Origin of the sequence: Ensifer sp. BR816, from assembly GCF_000378985.1 — a bacterium.
Lineage (GTDB): Bacteria > Pseudomonadota > Alphaproteobacteria > Rhizobiales > Rhizobiaceae > Sinorhizobium.
The window spans coordinates 2,010,482-2,025,993 of the sequence record NZ_KB905370.1 but is presented as its reverse complement, the minus strand read 5'-3'; the positions used below and the strand labels follow the sequence as shown (position 1 = coordinate 2,025,993).

Below are 15,512 nucleotides of genomic sequence, written 5' to 3'. Positions count from 1 at the left end.
ATCCCGCTTGTGTCCTACCTCACTGGAATCTGTATCAAAGTCCAGGAGGCCCTGGGCCTCCCGATGGTGTCGTAGAACGGATCCCTCGATCCGGCGCCGCTGCAGAGAATTACCCCAGAAGCTTGAGCAGTTCTCTCGCAGCCGAAGTCGACGAGGACGGGTTCTGGCCCGTGACCAGCCGGCCGTCCACGACCGTGAAATCGGCCCAATCCGCGGCCTTTTCGTACTGCCCGCCGAGACGCTTCAACGCGTCCTCGACGAGGAATGGCACGATATCGGTCAGTTGAACGGCCTCCTCCTCCGAATTGGCAAAGCCGGTGACGCGCTTTCCCTTGACGATGGGCTGCCCCTGATAAGTAACCTCTTTAAGAACAGCCGGGCCATGGCAGACAGCGGCGACCGGCTTGCCGTCGTTGTAGAAGCCTTCGATGAGGGCGATCGAGTTCCTGTCGTTGGCGAGATCCCACAGCGGGCCGTGGCCGCCGGGATAAAAGATTGCGTCGAAGTCGTCGGCTTTGACGTCGGCAAGCTTCGAGGTGTTGGCCAGTGCCCTCTGCGCTGCAGGGTCATTCTTGTAGCGCTCCATCGCTTCGGTCTGGTTGCCCGGCTCGTCGCTCTTCGGATCGATCGGCGGCTGGCCGCCCTTGGGCGACGCGAGCGTGACCTCTGCCCCGGCATCCTTGAATTCGTAAAAGGGTGCCGCGAACTCCTCAAGCCAGAAACCGGTGGGCTTGCCCGTATTGCCGAGTTGATCATGCGACGTCAGAACCATCAGGATTTTCATGGTCATTCTCCTTCGTTGAGGCGTATCCAAACGCAGGATCGCCGGGACGCATAGAGGGGCTTTGCTCACCTGATGTAGGGCGGACGGAGACCCGGTCCCGCTTCGGCGCCCTGGACGCAGCCTATTCTCCGTCAGTGATCCCTTTATTGGCCGAGGCTCTCGCCGGATCCCCAGCCAATGCAACTCCGCTGCCATATTTGCCTGATGCCGTTTTCGGGTGAATACTTGCCCAGTGGCAGTCACCATCCCGAAAGGCGGCAGAATAAAATGGATCGCATCGATGCAATGAAAGTGTTCGTCACCGCGATCGACGAGGGCAGCCTCGCGGGAGCGGCCCGCCGCCTGAAGCGATCGCCAACGGCGGTCAGCCGGGCGCTTGGCTTCCTGGAAGCGCATGTCGGCGTCGAGCTCTTGCACCGGACGACCCGCACGCTCAGGCTGAGCGAAGCCGGCCAACGCTACGCGGCCGCCTGCCGACGGGTGCTGACCGATCTCGAAGAAGCCGACATGCTGGCAGGAGGGGAGCGCTCCGCCCCGCGCGGCATATTGACGATTTCCGCGCCACCTATACTCGGGGAGGAGATCCTTCGCCCCATTCTGGACGATTTCCTCGATCTCCACCCGGCCGTTTCGGCTCGCCTTCTCCTCTTCGATCGGTTCGTCAACCTGATCGATGAAGGCGTCGACATTGCCCTGCGGATCGGCCAGCTGGCGGATTCGTCCCTCATCTCCACCCGGCTCGGCGGCGATGTCCGGCGCGTCGTTGTCGCCTCGCCCCGCTATCTCGCCGGTCATCCGCGCATTGATGAACCGGCCGATCTGGCGAAACACCAGGTCGTGGCCTTCACCAATTTCGGCCTGGAGTCATGGAGCTTCGCGCCGGCGAAGGGCTCGTCCGTCCCCCGCATCGTCCAGTTTTCACCGAGATGCATCGTCAACAGCGTGCGCGCTGCCGCCGCTTCGGCCGCTGCCGGGCGTGGTGTGACCAGGCTCTATACCTACCACGTCTCCGAATATGTGAGAGACGGAAGCCTAAGGATCGTGCTGGCCGATGCCGAGCCCCCGCCCCTGCCGGCGCATCTCATCGCACCACAGGGTCGCATGTCGGTTCCCAAGGTCCGCGCCTTTGTCGACTTCGCCGCACCGCGTCTGCGCTCTGAATTCGCTCGCCTGGCAGGAGAGGCAGGCGGGCTCAATTGATTATGCCGAAATCCGGCCGAGTGTATCCCACGCGCTGACAATTCTCCCGAATACTGCATTAGTCTAATTTTTGATTGCACCAACGACAGCATCCCCTGACCGGCTGGACGTCGTCCCGCCGATAGCGAAGCCTTGCGTGGAAGGAAAAGCAATGGACAAGCAATTCTTTATCGGCGTTTTTGCCGCACTCTTCGCGGCCTTTGCCTTTTCGCTCAATTTCATCGTGCCCTTCATCATCGGTGACTACTCCACCTTTGATTTTGCCCTTATCCGCCACGTCGTTTCGGCGCTGGTCGGCCTTTGCATCCTGTTTTCGGTAAAAGGTGTGATGCAACATCTGACGCTCCGAAACTGGCTTTCGACGACCTGGCTCGCCTTCATCGGCTATGTCGGCTACTTCCTGACGGTGACGGGAGCCGCGATCTTTGCCGGCCCGGTCATCGCACCCGCCTTTCTCGGCCTGGTCCCGATCGTTCTGGCAATCGTCGGCAACCAGCGGCAGGGATCGTTGCCATGGCGATTTCTGATGGTACCGCTCATGCTGGTGCTGGTCGGCCTCGTTCTCGTCAACGGCTCGGCATTCACAGCGGAGGGGTTGAAGTCCGTCCGTTCGCTCTGGATCGGCATTCCGCTGGCACTCGCAGCCGTGGCGTTGTGGGTCTGGTTCGCCATTACCAACGAGGGTGCAATCGCCGCCCGACCCGAAATGCCCTCCGCTGTGTGGTCGGCGCTGACCCTGGTCGGCGGGGGCGTGTTGATGCTGGCCTTCTACCCTATCGGTGCGGCAATGAACCTCTTCCAGCTTCCGAAGCTCGGTTTCGGGTGGAACGCCGCCGGTTCGCTCTATCTTTGGGGAACATCCCTGGCGCTGCTGGCCACGGTGGGCGGCGTGTGGGCGTGGAATGTCGCCTCCCGAAGCCTGCCCGTCGCACTGACCGCACAACTGATCGTCGCGGAAACCGCCTTCGGCGTCGTTGGCGGGCTTCTCGTTCATGGTCGTTGGCCGACCGCGATGGAAGTGGCCGGGATCGCTATCCTGATCGCCGGGGTCGTCCTGTCGATCCGTGCTTTCCATCAAGAGCAGGTTCGATCGGCCCTGTCGAACGAATCCTGCGGTTCACAGCTGGCCACAGCATCCTGATTTCGAATCCGCTTACGCCGCGCTCGGGGACCTATTGCGACGCCCGAGCGCGGCGGCCACGCCTCGGTGTGCGTGCGGCCAGCCATTCCGTAACGCGGCCGGCATGGTCCTTGGGCGCCTTCGTCGCCGCGCGTTTCGCGATGCTCGCCAGCGTGTGAGCCGCCAGCACCTCTCTGGTCCTCTTCTCAGCCTCGAGCATGACCGCATGGATCGAGCAGACCCCGTCCACCGCCCAACCGGGCGTGCGGTCGTCGAAAAGCGCGCATTGACCGCGGATCTCCTTGCATTCGAACAGGGCCTTCCGCCCATCGACAGCTTCGACGACGTCGAGCGCAGTAATGTCTGACGCGGCCCGTGCCAGCGCGAAGCCGCCGCCAATGCCCTCGCGCGCGACGACGATACCCGCCTTCTGAAGCTTGGTGAAAAGCTTCGCGACGAATTCCGCAGGGATCTTCTGTAATTCGGCAAGATCTCGCGCACTTGCCGGTTGCCCCAGTTCCTGCGCGTCGACGAGGAAAAGCAGGCAGTGAAGAGCGTATTCGACGCCCGCACTCACATGGGCCATGACACCCTTCGCTAACACCGATTGTTTTGGTCGCAGATATCATGGAACCCCTGTTTCTGCAATCCTCCTCCCGTCTCCCGCCCGTTGACAATGCGTCCCCCAAATGCGGCCGCATTTATCGTTGCTCATTTACTCCGATCAAGTTAGTCGTAGTTATGCGACGCCGATGATCGTCGCAAAACCGTCTCCCTTCGGAGACGACGAGCTGAAACGCCAAAAGGAGAAATGCCGTCATGAATGCACGATCCATTATCGGCGCAGCCTGCGCCGCCTTCGCAATCGCCACCGCAATGCCTGCCGCAGCGCATGATCTTGGCGAAACCGTTACGCCGCACTTCGAGAAGGCGATACCGAACATTTCGGGCAAGACGCTGAGCGCCCTGGTTGTCGACTATGAGCCGGGCGGTGCCTCGCTCCCGCACGACCACGCAAAGTCGGCCTTCATCTTCGCCTACGTCCTCTCCGGAGAAATCGAGTCGAAGGTGAACGACGGTCCGACGCAGACCTTCCGCGCCGGCGAGAGCTGGTACGAACCGCCGGGGTCCGCCCATCTCGTTAGCCGCAATGCGAGCAAGACCAAGCCCGCAAAGCTGCTTGCGGTCATCGTTGCCGATAGTAACGAAAAAGAACTGACCACACCCATCGAATAAAAGCGGCGTTCGAAAACCGGAACACCCTAAGGACAAAACAGATGAGCAAACGTCTCGACTACAATCAGATCGCTCCGGCCGGTGTCAAAACCCTTGGCGGAGTCTACGGCTACATCACGCAGAGCAGTCTCCCTGCGGTGCTGATCGATCTGGTCTATCTTCGTATTTCGCAGATCAACAACTGCGCCTATTGCCTCGACATGCATACCCGCGACCTCATCAAGAAAGGGCAGAAAATCGAGAAGATCGCGCTGGTGCAGGCATGGGCGGAAGCCGGCAATCTCTTCGACGAGCGTGAGCGCGCCGCCCTTGCGTGGGCCGAGACGGTGACGCGCGTCGCCGAGACCGCCGTGCCCGACCAGGCTTACGAGGCCGCCCGTGCGGTTTTCGACGAGCGGGAACTCGTCGACCTGACGATCGCGATCGGCCTGATGAACGCCTACAACCGCATGGCGATCAGTTTCCGCAATACGCCACAGGCGGCGGTCTAACAGTAGGACCGGCGTCGCGTCGAAGCGCTAATCATGGAGTTGGCTAATGAGAATATTGATTGCAGGTGCCACGGGAGCCGTCGGCTTGCCGCTCGTGCGGGCACTCTCGACCCTTGGCCATCAGGTGACCGGCATGACGCGCCCCGGTCCGGGATCGGATCGGCTGCGCGAACTGGGGGCGGAGGCGTCTTTCGCCGATGCCTTCGACCCGGCGGCAGTTCACCGCGCGATCGAAGCGGCATCGCCGGACGTGGTGATCGACCAGCTTACCTGGCTTCCGGCGGATCCCGCCGACATCATCAAGGCCATGCCCGACGATACCCGCCTTCACCGCGAGGGAGGCGCCAATCTGCTCGCCGCTGCAGAGAAGCTCGGCGTCCGCCGCTACATCATGCAGTCTCGCGGCTTCTACCTGGAGGCTCCGGCAGGGCGGCTCGCCGACGAGACCGCAAGGCTCCGCTACGACGCGCCCGGCGAGATCGGCGAGAGCACGCGTACCATCGGCGCCTATGAGGACCGGGTGCTCGCCTCGCCGTCGCTCGACGGCGTCGTGCTGCGCTACGGCTTCTTCTACGGTCCCGGCACCTGGTACCGGCCGGACGGAGCCATTGCGGATCAGGCGCGCAAGGGCCAGTCGGCGATCATTGGCGGAGGCAATGCCGTCTGGTCGTTCGTTCACATCGATGACGCGATCGCCGCGACAGTCGCCGCGCTCACGGCAGAGCCTGGTGCCTACAATATCGTCGACGACGATCCCCTGCCCGTCGCCGAATGGCTGCCGGCCTTTGCCCGGTGGGTCGATGCGCCGGAGCCTCGTCGCGTGAGCGTCGAAGACGCGCTGAAATCGTCTGGCGAGGAAGCTGTCTACTACCACACCCGCCTGACCGGAGCCGCCAACAGCCGGGCTAAGGCTGGCCTTGGCTTCTCGCCACGACCGCTTCTGTGGAAGGACGCATAGAAATCCTCATGGCGACTCGCCATATTGAGGCAACAAATGAACGGAGATAGGGCAATGACCTATGCAAAGACCGACGATGCGGTCAGGAAGCTTACGCCCGAGCAGTATCGGGTAACCCAGCAGAACGGCACTGAACGCGCCTTCACGGGCGAGTATCATGACAATAAACGGCCCGGAATCTATGTCGACATCGTCTCCGGCGAACCGCTGTTCGCCTCGTCCGACAAGTTCGATTCCGGCTGCGGCTGGCCGAGCTTCACCAAGCCGATCGTGTCTGCCAATGTCAAGGAACTGCGGGATGACTCCTATGGTATGATCCGCACCGAGGTGCGCTCGAACCATGGCGACAGCCACCTCGGCCACGTGTTTCCCGACGGCCCTCAAGACCGGGGTGGCTTGCGTTACTGCATCAATTCCGCCTCCCTGCGCTTCATTCCGCGCGAAGATATGGAGACCGAGGGCTACGGCGCGTTCATCAACCAGGTAGAGGATATCTGAATGACCGAGAGAGCTGTTTTGGCCGGTGGCTGCTTCTGGGGGATGCAGGATCTGATCCGCAAGCTCCCCGGCGTCATCGAGACCCGCGTGGGCTATACCGGCGGCGATGTGCCGAACGCGACCTACCGCAATCATGGCACCCATGCCGAGGGCATCGAGATCATCTTCGATCCCGCAACGATCAGTTACAGGCGGATTCTGGAATTCTTCTTCCAGATCCATAATCCCACAACGAAAAACCGACAGGGTAACGACGTCGGCAGTTCCTACCGTTCGGCGATCTATTACGTCGACGATGAGCAGAAGCGGATCGCCGAGGATACCATCGCGGACCTCGACGCTTCCGGCCTGTGGCCAGGCAAGGCCGTGACCGAGGTCGAGCCGGTGGGAGACTTCTGGCAGGCGGAACCGGAGCACCAGGATTACCTGGAGCGCTACCCCAACGGCTACACCTGCCACTTCCCGCGCCCCAACTGGGTGCTGCCACGGCGATCGGCGGCCGAATAGCAGGCCGGCCAAAGGATACCGGGTTCAGGACTCATCAAAGTCGGTTCGCCAGCTTCCGTTCTTCACGTGTTAAACTAGCCGGCCAATTTGATGCCGCCGTCCCGGCGGGGGCGGCGATGCCGGATGTGGGAGGTGCCATGTTGAGGGGCACGTGCTTGTGCGGCAGTGTCTGCCTTGAGGTCACAGGTCCAGTTGAACATCAGCCCGAAGCTCGCCATTGCAGGATGTGTCGGAAACAGTCCGGCCACGGCCTCGCTGCAGTGAATGTTCGGCGCGATGCGCTCTCGGTCGGCGGCGAGCAACACGTCCGTTGGTACCGATCGTCCGACAAGGTCGAGCGTGGGTTCTGTTCCAAGTGCGGTTCGACGTTATTCTGGAAGCCGACGATCGAAGGCTATCAGTTCACCGCTGTCGCGATGGGTCTATTCGATGGTCCGACCGGACTGCATCTCTCCAAACACACATTTGTCGGGGAAAAGGGCGACTACTACGAGATTGCAGACGGTCTGCCGCAGAGCGACAGCTACTGACGTTCCGCCTTTCCCGGTGCGTTTGGCCGAATGCAGGACGAGGCTGACGTTCGGCCAACCCCTGGTTCGATCCGCTGCGGCCGCCAGCACGCATAAAAGTCCGGATGGGCTGAAGCTGCCGTAAGGTTCCGTCTGATCAATGCGTCCTGCCTGTCGGTCGCCCTTGCAGATATAGAACAACCTTGCCTTAGAGCGAAGGAGCGTCACCATGGCTTTCAACACGCAACGGCTCCAATTCACCGGCCATTCCGGCGCGACGCTCGCCGCCCGCCTCGACCTGCCCAACGGGCCACTGCGCGCCTATGCGCTGTTTGCCCATTGCTTCACCTGTTCAAAGGACCTGGCGGCGGCGCGCCGCGTTGCGGCGGAGCTTGCGCGCGAAGGCATCGCTGTCCTGCGCTTCGATTTCACGGGGCTGGGTTCGAGCGAAGGCGAATTCGCCTCGACGAATTTCTCCTCCAATGTTGCCGACCTTCTTTCGGCCGCCGACTATCTCCGACAGCATTACCAGGCGCCGTCATTGCTGATCGGCCACTCGCTCGGCGGCGCAGCGGTCCTGACCGTCGCCGGCAGCATTCCCGAAGTGCGCGCCATCGCCACTGTCGGTGCGCCGGCCGATGTCGGCCACGTGTTGAAGAACTTCGGAACGAGCCTCGAAGAGATCGAGAGAAGCGGTGCGGCGGAAGTCGACCTCGCCGGGCGCAAGTTCCTTATTCGAAAGCAATTTGTCGAGGATGCGCGCAAGCAGCACATCAAGGACGCTGTGGCGGCATTGAAAAAGCCGCTCCTCATCCTTCACGCGCCGCTGGACCAGACGGTCGGAATCGAGAACGCCACCGAAATCTTCCAAGCCGCCAAGCATCCCAAGAGCTTCGTTTCGCTGGACAAGGCCGACCACCTGCTCACCGACCCTGAGGACGCGGCCTTCGCCGGCCGGATCATTTCGGGATGGCTGACGCGCTATCTCGCCGCCGACACGCCACAAGGCATGGGACCGATCGAACATGTCCGCGTGACGGAGACGGGCGAAGGCAAGTTTCAGAACGCGGTTCAAGCTGGCGGCCATCGGCTTTTCGCCGACGAACCGGAAAACGCGGGCGGGCTCGACTCCGGGCCATCGCCCTATGATTTCCTGTCGATCGCACTTGGCGCCTGCACGTCGATGACCCTGCGTCTCTATGCCGATCACAAGAAGCTCGACCTCGGGCGCATCGGTGTCGACGTCTCGCACGCCAAAATCCATGCGAAGGACTGCGAGGAATGCACCGAATTGGAACGCGGCAATGGCGGCAGGATCGACCGTTTCGAGCGCGTCATCTCCGTCGACGGCGAGATCTCCGAGGAGCTTCGCGACAAGATTGCCGAGATTGCCGGCAAATGCCCGGTCCATCGCACGCTCGAAGCCGTGGCGAAGGTAAGAACCGTCGTTAGATCGGAACGCCAAGCGACGGAGAGTTAGCTTCGAAGCACAGAGCGGGAACTGCTGGCCGGCGAGCGTCGTTCGAGCAATTCCCTCACTTCAAGCTTCTGGACCCATCTCATATCGCCGCTGGTTCTCCAGCAGCACTTCGTCGAGGCTGCGGCCGGGCGCAAAGCCTGCGAGCCCCGCCGGCACCTCAACATCCGGCAATAGCCGCGGACAGGTCTCGAACTGGCCGATCACGGTGCAGACCGGGATGACACCGGCCCAGATCGGCAGCGCATAATCGTCCTCATCGTCTCCGACGCCTGCCGCACGCATCTTTGCGGAGGCTTCCTCGATCTCCATGCCGACCACCATGGTCGCCTTGATTTCCTGCCGCTCGATCGGGCGAAGCAGGCTCGTGCGTCCCGGATAGAAGCGCTCGATCAGCGCATCGAGCGCATGCTCCTTTTCCGCCTGGTCATCGATGATCCGTGCCATGCCGAAGCACATCGCCGAGCGGTAGTTCACCGAATGATGGAAGCCGGAGCGGGCAAGCACAAGACCATCGAGATGGCTGACCGTAAGGCACGCGCGCGCACCGGCCTTGAGTTGACGCAGCATGCGGCTTGCCGACGAACCATGCCAGTAGAGCCGGTCGCCGTCGCGCCAATGGATCGTCGGCGTGCAGTAAGGCTCGCCGTCCATCGAATAAGCAACATGGCAGAGCATCGCCGCATCGAGCACAGCATGGACCGTCTCGCGGTCATAGCGTCCGCGCTCGTGCAGCCGACGCACCCTGTTGCGTTCGGATATGGAATAGGAGCCTGAATTGGCCTCGATTTCGTTGGAATGAAGAATCGTATCGTCGGACATTGGATGCCGCACCTTGTTTTCATGAGCCTGTTGGTTCATCAATGCACCCCTCAATTGGTCCAGAAAAGATCCAATCAAATGCAAAAAAGTAAGACCAATTTTCCGGATTTGTCGGCACTCATTCCTGTGATGCCGGAGCCTGGCAAGCGATCGCGCGCGCTCTACACCGCCATTCGCCGGCTGATCGAGACGGGGCAGTTGCCGGCCGGCGCCAAGCTTCCGACGACGCGCGATCTGGCGCGCCGTCTCGGCCTTTCGCGCGGTGCGGCCGTGGATGCCTATGAGGTTTTGATTGCAGAGGGATTTGCGGAGGCGCGCGTTGGAGCCGGCACATTTGTGGCGGCCGAGGTGCCTCAACTGAAGGCGGACGTGCCGGAAATCGTCGACGACGGGGCGGATTATTCCGGCCCGCCGCACCCTTGCACGCTCGGTATCGCTATTGCCGATGAGCGCACCCGGCGGGTATTTCGCCAGCTTCTGCATCGCCGCCTGGAGCGGCCCCAGCCGAATTTCTATAGTTACGGCGATCCGCGCGGCGAGCACGAACTGCGGCAGGCGATCGCCGACTATGCACGGGTAGCGCGCGGCGTGCGCTGTCATCCGGGACAGGTGGTCGTAACCTCGGGCATCCGTCATGGATTGGACCTCGTGATGCGAGCCGCCCTGCACCCGGGCGACGCGGTCTGGGTAGAAGATCCCTGCTATCTCTCGGCCCAGGCGACCATTACGGGCGTGGGCCTTCGAACCGTCCCGGTGCCGGTTGATAGGGAGGGCATCGACGTTGCCGCCGGCGAAGTCATCGGTGGAAAAGCGAAGGCGGTCTACTGCACGCCATCGCACCAGTTTCCGCTCGGCGTAACGCTCACCATGCGCCGCCGGCTTGCCTTGATCGACTGGGCGAAGCGCAACGATGCGTGGATATTCGAAGACGATTATGACAGCGAGTTCCGCTTTTCCGGTCCCCCGCTCGCCTCGATCCAGGGCATGGATGATGCCGGCCGGGTCATCTATCTCGGCAGCTTTTCAAAAGTTCTCTTCCCCGGTCTTCGCATCGGCTATGCAATCCTGCCGGAACCGCTGGTCGAGCCCGTGTTGGCGCAGCGCCAGCAGATGGATCGGCAGCCGCCGAGCCTGCCGCAGGGCGCGATCGCCGATCTCTTGAACGAAGGCCATTTCGCCGCCCATCTGCGGCGGGTACGCAAGCGGGCGGAAGCCTGCCGGGATGCATTGGTCGACGGGCTCGGTGCGGGCGGCAACAGCTTTTCCGTGGCCGCGCCGGAACAGGGTCTGCACCTCATCGTCAGCCTTGCCGACGAGTTCGATGACGAGAAGCTGGTGACCGCAGCCGCAGAGGCGGGAATCGGCGCGTTGCCGCTTTCGACCCACTATCTCGCCGCGCCGATCCGCAAGGGCCTGGTCCTCGGCTATTCCGGCTTCGAGCCCGAGGACTTGCGGCGGGCAGGCAAGAAGCTTGCAGGCATAGTGCATGATCTGTCGCCGGCAACTGCGGACGGTCCATGAGGTCGGAGTGACGCGACTGCCGAATTGACGATTCGATCGGCACGTTCGCCGCGGCCGCCAGCCAGGGGCTGGCGAGCGCCGATTATTCGGCGCCTGCCATCCATTCGCGGAATGCCAGGTTCGCCTTCGCCCCGATGGCCGTGAACGGCTGAGGTGGCAGGGCTTTGGGCAAGTCGAAACGTTGATAGATGTGAGTCAGTTCGGAACTGCGCCCCAGCATCAACTCCGCGGCGGCAATGCCGGAAGCCGTTGCCTTCGAAGCGCCGACGCCGTTGCATCCACAGGCGGCGAATACACCAGCTTCGATCTCGCCGAATGCCGGGACTGCGTTCCAGGTCACGGCCATCGCGCCGGCCCAACGATACTCCATCCGGATGTCGCCGAGGATCGGGAAACGGGCCTGGAACTTGCGGTCGTGCTGGGCGCCTGCCCGTTTGAGCGATCCCTCACCGACCACCTGGCCGGAGTGGTAGCTGTAGCGTGAGCGAATGAGTATACGGTCGCCACGTTGCCCTGGAATGCGGCGAACCGACGTGCCCATCGGAAGAGCCGGCGTCGCGGCCCATTTTCTTTCGCCGGGCAGGCGGCTCGGATCGAACGCCTGTGTCATCGACGCATAGGTGAATATGTGCAGGAGGCGGCCTTCGAAGAAGCCGAAGCTCTCCGCGTGCCCGTTGTTGGCCAGGATGATCTTGTCGCAGGTGATCGATCCTTGAGGGGTCTTTACCAGCCATCCCTGTCCCGTGCTCTCAAACGACGTCGCCGGCGTTCTCTCGTACAGGGTGATGGGCCGACGGAGGGAGTCGGCGACACCTCGTATGTAGGCGGCAGGCTGGACGATGACGGTGCCCGGGGTAAACAGAGCGGACGTATAGGACTGAGTACCCGTCACTTCCGAAATCTCGCCTGCGTCGAGCAGGCGGTGCTTTTCGCCCAGCTTGGCAAGCTGCCCCGCATAGGCGACCAAGTGCCGGTCACCCTCATCGGTGATGGCGACGCTATACCGGCCACACGGATCGAAGATTTCGCGGCTCCACCCTTCCTCCGCAGCAATGGCGCTCGCCAGCGCGATCGCCCTGCGGCCGATGAAAATGGCCTCCTTGCTCTTGCTCATGGAGTCGCCGCCATAGTCGTCGGCGGAGACTTCATGCGGCAGGTCGATGATGAAGCCGGAGTTCCGCCCGGCAGCGCCTTCGCCGACGGCGCCGGCTTCGAGAACCGCGACGCTGACGTTGGGATCGATTTCAGAAATTCGTCGTGCTGCTGACAGCCCGGCAAAGCCCGCACCGATCACGACGACGTCGGCGGTGACGGACCCCTCGAGCCTCGGCTTTTCGATGCGAGGCGGAAGCATTGCAACCCACGCCGAAACGCCCGTGTGCTTCGGAAGTTTCGATGCGACGAACGCCCTTTTCGAGTTCGCGCTCACCGGCTTCACGATTCCCGCGCGGCAAGATCACCGAGAGCGGCCCGAAGAACCTCGATCCGGTCGCCGGACAGGCTTCTCAGCGGCCGACGGGGACTGCCCGCGCCATAGCCGGTCAGTTCAGCGGCCGCGTAGACCGATTGAACATAATCCCCTTCCCAGAGCAGCGACATGACAGGCTCGAGCGCCGACCAGATTTCGCGCGCTTCGTCCCATTTCCGGTCCGCCGCCGCCGCCACGAGGGCAAGGCAGGTTCGCGGGGCAAAATTCGCGCCGCCCCAGATGAGGCCGCTGCAGCCGGCGTAGAGCGCATAGGGCACGAGCTGGTCGGCACCGTTCATCACCGGCAGCCCCGTGCGGATGAGCGACGCCTGCTTTCCGAGATCGCCGCTGCTGTCCTTGATGGCGCAGAAATTCGGGATGGCGCAAAGCTCTTTCAGCAGCGACGGAGTGACCGCGACGCCGACCGCCTGCGGCACGTTGTAGCCGATGACCGGCAGTCCCGCCTGCGCGACTTCGGTGTAAAAATCGATGATGCCCTGATCGTCCGTCGGGCCCTCGAAGAACGGCGGCAGGACCATGACCCCATCGGCGCCGCAATCAGCGGCGTGCCGGGTGCGCTCGACGACGTCGTCCGAGAGGAGAGCAGACGTCTGCGCGATGACTTTCGCGCGCCCGTTGATGATCTTCGCACCGCGCTCAACGAGTGCCTTCGATTCTTCCTTGGAAAGGTAGACATGCATGCCAGTGCCGGAGCTCAGGACGAAGCCAGGAACGCCGAGCGCCAAGTAGCGCTCTATGTTGGCCTCCAGCCGATCAAAATCAATGCGCCCTTGCGCGTCGAAAGGCGTGGTGATTGCGAGATTCAGTCCGGGAAAAGGGAAATTCGGCATCTTCAGTTCCGCAGCTTTGGCGCCGAAAGATCCGGCGGCGGTTGACACGCGTTGAAGACCGCCCCGAAGGCGGTCAGATATGAAATGGCATGTCCAGCCCTTCCGGGGTCGCGTACATTGCCATGTTGCGGCGCGACAGTTCGATGTGGGCGAGCGTAATGTCGCCCGCTTCGGCCGCATCCCGTCGCCCAAGTGCGTCAATGATCGCGTCGTGCTGGTTCGCGGCTGTTTCCAGGTCGTCCTGCATCTGCTTGTTGTTGGGATGCTGGTAGAAGATCTTGCCGATGCGGGCGTGATCTATGAGGCAACGTCTCAGGCTTGGCAGCAGGTAGGCGTTGTGCGCCATCTCCCCAATCTGCTGATGGAACTGGTCGTTGAAGAATACGCGCCCTTCGACATCGAGGTCTTCGATCGCAGCGCGGAACCGCTTCTGCGTCCTCTTCAGGCCCTCGAGTTCTCCGGGCGTCCCGTTTTCCGCGGCGAGCTTTGCGGCCGCGACGTAAACCATCGGCGCGAACAGAAAATAGGCACGCAGCGACTGATAGCTCAACGCGGCGACGCGCGCGGGCCGATTCGGCTCGAGTTCTATGTAACCCTCCCCGGCCATCTGCCGCATCAATTCACGAACCGGCGGTCGGGACAGACCGAATTCTTCGCTCAGCGCGACCTCGTCGAGTACGGATCCCGGCGCGACCTGCATGGTGAGAATGCGCCTGCGAAGCGCGTTTCCAAGCGTCGCCTTTCTGTCCGGGCCGGCTGCGGCTGGATCGGCACCATTGTCTGGCTTGTTGCTCATTTCTTTCGCCATACTACAATATGTAGACATTACGTAGGCTCTCTGTCAATCCATTATTCTTATGATAGACATGTACGGCCGCAATTGGACGGAGGGTGCCAATCGCCTTGAGGAAACCGCATTTTCTGACCTCAATTGAAGGCAAGCGACTGCAAGGGGCGCCCTTGCCTCACGCTGCTCGACCCTCCAGAATGTCGGGGGACGCTGCACGAGACATGAGAAGATGAAAATGATCGGAGCAAGTCATGTGTCGAAACATAAGACCCCTATTCAATTTCGATCCGCCGGCGACCGACGAAGAGATCAACGACGCCGCGCTTCAGTTCGTGCGCAAGCTGAGCGGAACGACCAAACCGTCGAAACGCAATGAGGCGGCGTTCGAGCACGCGGTTAAATCGATCGCTGCATGCGCCCGGGAACTGATCGATTCGCTGGAGACGTCGCAACCGCCACGCAACCGCGAGGAGGAAGCGGCAAAGGCGCGCGCCAGAATGGCGATCCGATTCTCCTGACGCAACCACCCATCAGCCTGCCGTAAGTCTCGTCCCGTTACCCCGCATAGAATGCGGCGTGGCACGAGAGGCGCGCCCTCAGTCCATGTTCATCTCTTTGAAGACTTCCTTGGCGACCCGAAAGCAATCCATCGCCGCGGGCACGCCGCAATAGGTTCCGATCTGAACGAAGATCTCCTTGAGCTCGTCCTTGGTGAGGCCGTTGTTCAAGGCACCTCGGACATGCAGCTTGAACTCGTGGGAGCGCCCGAGCGCCGCGATCATGCCGAGATTCAGGATGGAGCGCGATCGGCGGTCGAGGCCCGGACGGTTCCAAGTCGCATCCCAGCACCACTCCGTCGTCAGTTCCTGCATGGCCCAGGAAAATTCGTCGGCCTCCGATACGGCCTTGTCGACGTATTCTGCACCCAAAACCTCACGGCGCGTCTTAAGGCCGCGCTCGAAGCGTTCAGACCACTCTTTCTCAGCCATAGCTCTGTTCTCCAAAAAAGGATTGACGGCATTCAGCCGTAACTGAACGCGGCGGGTTTCTCGACCGTGAATTCCTTGAGGAGCTCAAAATCCTGATTGACGCCCGCGCCCGGATTCACGCGCGCCGCCGAAAAGACTCGGCCCACCCCCCGCGATTTCGGAGGTTTGCCGGCGAGCCGGCTGCGTCGCATTGTCGCGAGTCCGATGAAAATTGCCTGACAGATGCCGGCTCGGCAACGGTTTTCAATAAGTAAGTAATATTTATCTGTATAACATAATTGATAATAGATA

At 61.9% G+C, this 15,512-nt stretch carries 19 protein-coding genes; 11 read left to right on the top strand and 8 right to left on the bottom strand.

Going from position 1 to position 15,512, the window contains the following annotated elements:
* Window positions 1-109 precede the first annotated feature (109 nt).
* Window positions 110-784 (bottom strand): type 1 glutamine amidotransferase domain-containing protein, encoded by a 675-nt coding sequence (locus RHIBR816_RS0109705; RefSeq protein WP_018236332.1) that lies wholly within the window; start codon window positions 782-784, stop codon window positions 110-112.
* Between the two features lie 267 nt (window positions 785-1,051).
* Here RHIBR816_RS0109705 and RHIBR816_RS0109700 point away from each other — a divergent pair, with 267 nt between their 5' ends.
* Both RHIBR816_RS0109700 and RHIBR816_RS0109695 read left to right on the top strand, forming a co-directional pair.
* A complete protein-coding gene (locus RHIBR816_RS0109700; protein ID WP_018236331.1) occupies window positions 1,052-1,984 on the top strand; it encodes a LysR family transcriptional regulator in 933 nt (310 codons plus the stop codon).
* Window positions 1,985-2,135: 151 nt separating this feature from the next.
* Entirely contained in the window at window positions 2,136-3,125 is a 990-nt protein-coding gene (locus tag RHIBR816_RS0109695) for a DMT family transporter (protein WP_018236330.1), read from the top strand.
* Window positions 3,126-3,156: 31 nt separating this feature from the next.
* Here RHIBR816_RS0109695 and RHIBR816_RS0109690 read toward each other — a convergent pair whose 3' ends face one another.
* On the bottom strand, window positions 3,157-3,690 hold the full coding sequence (locus RHIBR816_RS0109690; protein WP_018236329.1) for an Rrf2 family transcriptional regulator: 534 nt from the start codon (window positions 3,688-3,690) through the stop codon (window positions 3,157-3,159).
* 233 nt (window positions 3,691-3,923) lie between these two features.
* On the opposite strand from RHIBR816_RS0109690, the gene RHIBR816_RS0109685 reads away from it, so the two are divergent.
* From RHIBR816_RS0109685 to RHIBR816_RS0109655, 7 genes are all read left to right on the top strand, one after another.
* Complete coding sequence (locus RHIBR816_RS0109685; RefSeq protein ID WP_018236328.1) at window positions 3,924-4,340, top strand: cupin domain-containing protein; 417 nt, start codon at window positions 3,924-3,926, stop codon at window positions 4,338-4,340.
* Window positions 4,341-4,381: 41 nt separating this feature from the next.
* Entirely contained in the window at window positions 4,382-4,831 is a 450-nt protein-coding gene (locus RHIBR816_RS0109680; RefSeq protein WP_018236327.1) for a carboxymuconolactone decarboxylase family protein, read from the top strand.
* A gap of 46 nt (window positions 4,832-4,877) precedes the next feature.
* Window positions 4,878-5,789: an NAD(P)-dependent oxidoreductase gene (locus RHIBR816_RS0109675; protein WP_026186817.1), complete on the top strand. Its 912-nt coding sequence runs from the start codon at window positions 4,878-4,880 to the stop codon at window positions 5,787-5,789.
* Window positions 5,790-5,843: 54 nt separating this feature from the next.
* On the top strand, window positions 5,844-6,287 hold the full coding sequence (msrB, locus tag RHIBR816_RS0109670) for a peptide-methionine (R)-S-oxide reductase MsrB (RefSeq protein ID WP_018236325.1): 444 nt from the start codon (window positions 5,844-5,846) through the stop codon (window positions 6,285-6,287).
* On the top strand, window positions 6,288-6,794 hold the full coding sequence (gene msrA / locus RHIBR816_RS0109665) for a peptide-methionine (S)-S-oxide reductase MsrA (RefSeq protein WP_018236324.1): 507 nt from the start codon (window positions 6,288-6,290) through the stop codon (window positions 6,792-6,794). It begins immediately after the preceding gene.
* Between the two features lie 116 nt (window positions 6,795-6,910).
* Entirely contained in the window at window positions 6,911-7,324 is a 414-nt protein-coding gene (locus RHIBR816_RS0109660; RefSeq protein WP_371259048.1) for a GFA family protein, read from the top strand.
* A gap of 208 nt (window positions 7,325-7,532) precedes the next feature.
* Window positions 7,533-8,783, top strand: a complete 1,251-nt coding sequence (locus RHIBR816_RS0109655) for a bifunctional alpha/beta hydrolase/OsmC family protein (protein WP_018236322.1) — start codon at window positions 7,533-7,535, stop codon at window positions 8,781-8,783.
* Window positions 8,784-8,843: 60 nt separating this feature from the next.
* Here RHIBR816_RS0109655 and RHIBR816_RS0109650 read toward each other — a convergent pair whose 3' ends face one another.
* On the bottom strand, window positions 8,844-9,602 hold the full coding sequence (locus RHIBR816_RS0109650) for a pyridoxamine 5'-phosphate oxidase family protein (RefSeq protein ID WP_018236321.1): 759 nt from the start codon (window positions 9,600-9,602) through the stop codon (window positions 8,844-8,846).
* Window positions 9,603-9,680: 78 nt separating this feature from the next.
* Between RHIBR816_RS0109650 and RHIBR816_RS0109645 the strand changes: the two genes are divergently transcribed.
* Window positions 9,681-11,123, top strand: a complete 1,443-nt coding sequence (locus RHIBR816_RS0109645; RefSeq protein ID WP_018236320.1) for a PLP-dependent aminotransferase family protein — start codon at window positions 9,681-9,683, stop codon at window positions 11,121-11,123.
* An 82-nt stretch (window positions 11,124-11,205) separates the two neighbouring features.
* On the opposite strand, the gene RHIBR816_RS0109640 is transcribed toward RHIBR816_RS0109645, so the two are convergent.
* The 3 genes from RHIBR816_RS0109640 to RHIBR816_RS0109630 form a co-directional block, all read right to left on the bottom strand.
* Entirely contained in the window at window positions 11,206-12,552 is a 1,347-nt protein-coding gene (locus RHIBR816_RS0109640; RefSeq protein WP_026186814.1) for an FAD-binding oxidoreductase, read from the bottom strand.
* Window positions 12,553-12,557: 5 nt separating this feature from the next.
* A complete protein-coding gene (locus tag RHIBR816_RS0109635; RefSeq protein WP_018236318.1) occupies window positions 12,558-13,442 on the bottom strand; it encodes a dihydrodipicolinate synthase family protein in 885 nt (294 codons plus the stop codon).
* Window positions 13,443-13,515: 73 nt separating this feature from the next.
* Window positions 13,516-14,238 (bottom strand): GntR family transcriptional regulator, encoded by a 723-nt coding sequence (locus RHIBR816_RS0109630; RefSeq protein ID WP_018236317.1) that lies wholly within the window; start codon window positions 14,236-14,238, stop codon window positions 13,516-13,518.
* Window positions 14,239-14,483: 245 nt separating this feature from the next.
* On the opposite strand from RHIBR816_RS0109630, the gene RHIBR816_RS0109625 reads away from it, so the two are divergent.
* A complete protein-coding gene (locus RHIBR816_RS0109625) occupies window positions 14,484-14,750 on the top strand; it encodes a DUF2277 domain-containing protein (protein WP_018236316.1) in 267 nt (88 codons plus the stop codon).
* A 78-nt stretch (window positions 14,751-14,828) separates the two neighbouring features.
* On the opposite strand, the gene RHIBR816_RS0109620 is transcribed toward RHIBR816_RS0109625, so the two are convergent.
* A complete protein-coding gene (locus RHIBR816_RS0109620) occupies window positions 14,829-15,221 on the bottom strand; it encodes a carboxymuconolactone decarboxylase family protein (protein ID WP_018236315.1) in 393 nt (130 codons plus the stop codon).
* 32 nt (window positions 15,222-15,253) lie between these two features.
* Entirely contained in the window at window positions 15,254-15,412 is a 159-nt protein-coding gene (locus tag RHIBR816_RS37465; RefSeq protein WP_018236314.1) for a hypothetical protein, read from the bottom strand.
* Window positions 15,413-15,512: the final 100 nt, after the last annotated feature.

Coding starts and splice junctions, on each gene's coding strand:
- RHIBR816_RS0109645 (WP_018236320.1), top strand. CDS start 9,681: ATGCAAAAAAGTAAGACCAATTTTCCGGATTTGTCGGCACTCATTCCT.
- RHIBR816_RS0109625 (WP_018236316.1), top strand. CDS start 14,484: ATGTGTCGAAACATAAGACCCCTATTCAATTTCGATCCGCCGGCGACC.
- RHIBR816_RS0109655 (WP_018236322.1), top strand. CDS start 7,533: ATGGCTTTCAACACGCAACGGCTCCAATTCACCGGCCATTCCGGCGCG.
- RHIBR816_RS0109660 (WP_371259048.1), top strand. CDS start 6,911: ATGCCGGATGTGGGAGGTGCCATGTTGAGGGGCACGTGCTTGTGCGGC.
- RHIBR816_RS0109695 (WP_018236330.1), top strand. CDS start 2,136: ATGGACAAGCAATTCTTTATCGGCGTTTTTGCCGCACTCTTCGCGGCC.
- msrB (WP_018236325.1), top strand. CDS start 5,844: ATGACCTATGCAAAGACCGACGATGCGGTCAGGAAGCTTACGCCCGAG.
- RHIBR816_RS0109620 (WP_018236315.1), bottom strand. CDS start 15,221: ATGGCTGAGAAAGAGTGGTCTGAACGCTTCGAGCGCGGCCTTAAGACG.
- RHIBR816_RS0109635 (WP_018236318.1), bottom strand. CDS start 13,442: ATGCCGAATTTCCCTTTTCCCGGACTGAATCTCGCAATCACCACGCCT.
- RHIBR816_RS0109700 (WP_018236331.1), top strand. CDS start 1,052: ATGGATCGCATCGATGCAATGAAAGTGTTCGTCACCGCGATCGACGAG.
- RHIBR816_RS0109675 (WP_026186817.1), top strand. CDS start 4,878: ATGAGAATATTGATTGCAGGTGCCACGGGAGCCGTCGGCTTGCCGCTC.
- RHIBR816_RS0109650 (WP_018236321.1), bottom strand. CDS start 9,602: ATGTCCGACGATACGATTCTTCATTCCAACGAAATCGAGGCCAATTCA.
- RHIBR816_RS0109630 (WP_018236317.1), bottom strand. CDS start 14,238: ATGAGCAACAAGCCAGACAATGGTGCCGATCCAGCCGCAGCCGGCCCG.
- RHIBR816_RS0109680 (WP_018236327.1), top strand. CDS start 4,382: ATGAGCAAACGTCTCGACTACAATCAGATCGCTCCGGCCGGTGTCAAA.
- RHIBR816_RS0109685 (WP_018236328.1), top strand. CDS start 3,924: ATGAATGCACGATCCATTATCGGCGCAGCCTGCGCCGCCTTCGCAATC.
- RHIBR816_RS0109690 (WP_018236329.1), bottom strand. CDS start 3,690: ATGGCCCATGTGAGTGCGGGCGTCGAATACGCTCTTCACTGCCTGCTT.
- RHIBR816_RS0109705 (WP_018236332.1), bottom strand. CDS start 784: ATGAAAATCCTGATGGTTCTGACGTCGCATGATCAACTCGGCAATACG.
- RHIBR816_RS37465 (WP_018236314.1), bottom strand. CDS start 15,412: ATGCGACGCAGCCGGCTCGCCGGCAAACCTCCGAAATCGCGGGGGGTG.
- msrA (WP_018236324.1), top strand. CDS start 6,288: ATGACCGAGAGAGCTGTTTTGGCCGGTGGCTGCTTCTGGGGGATGCAG.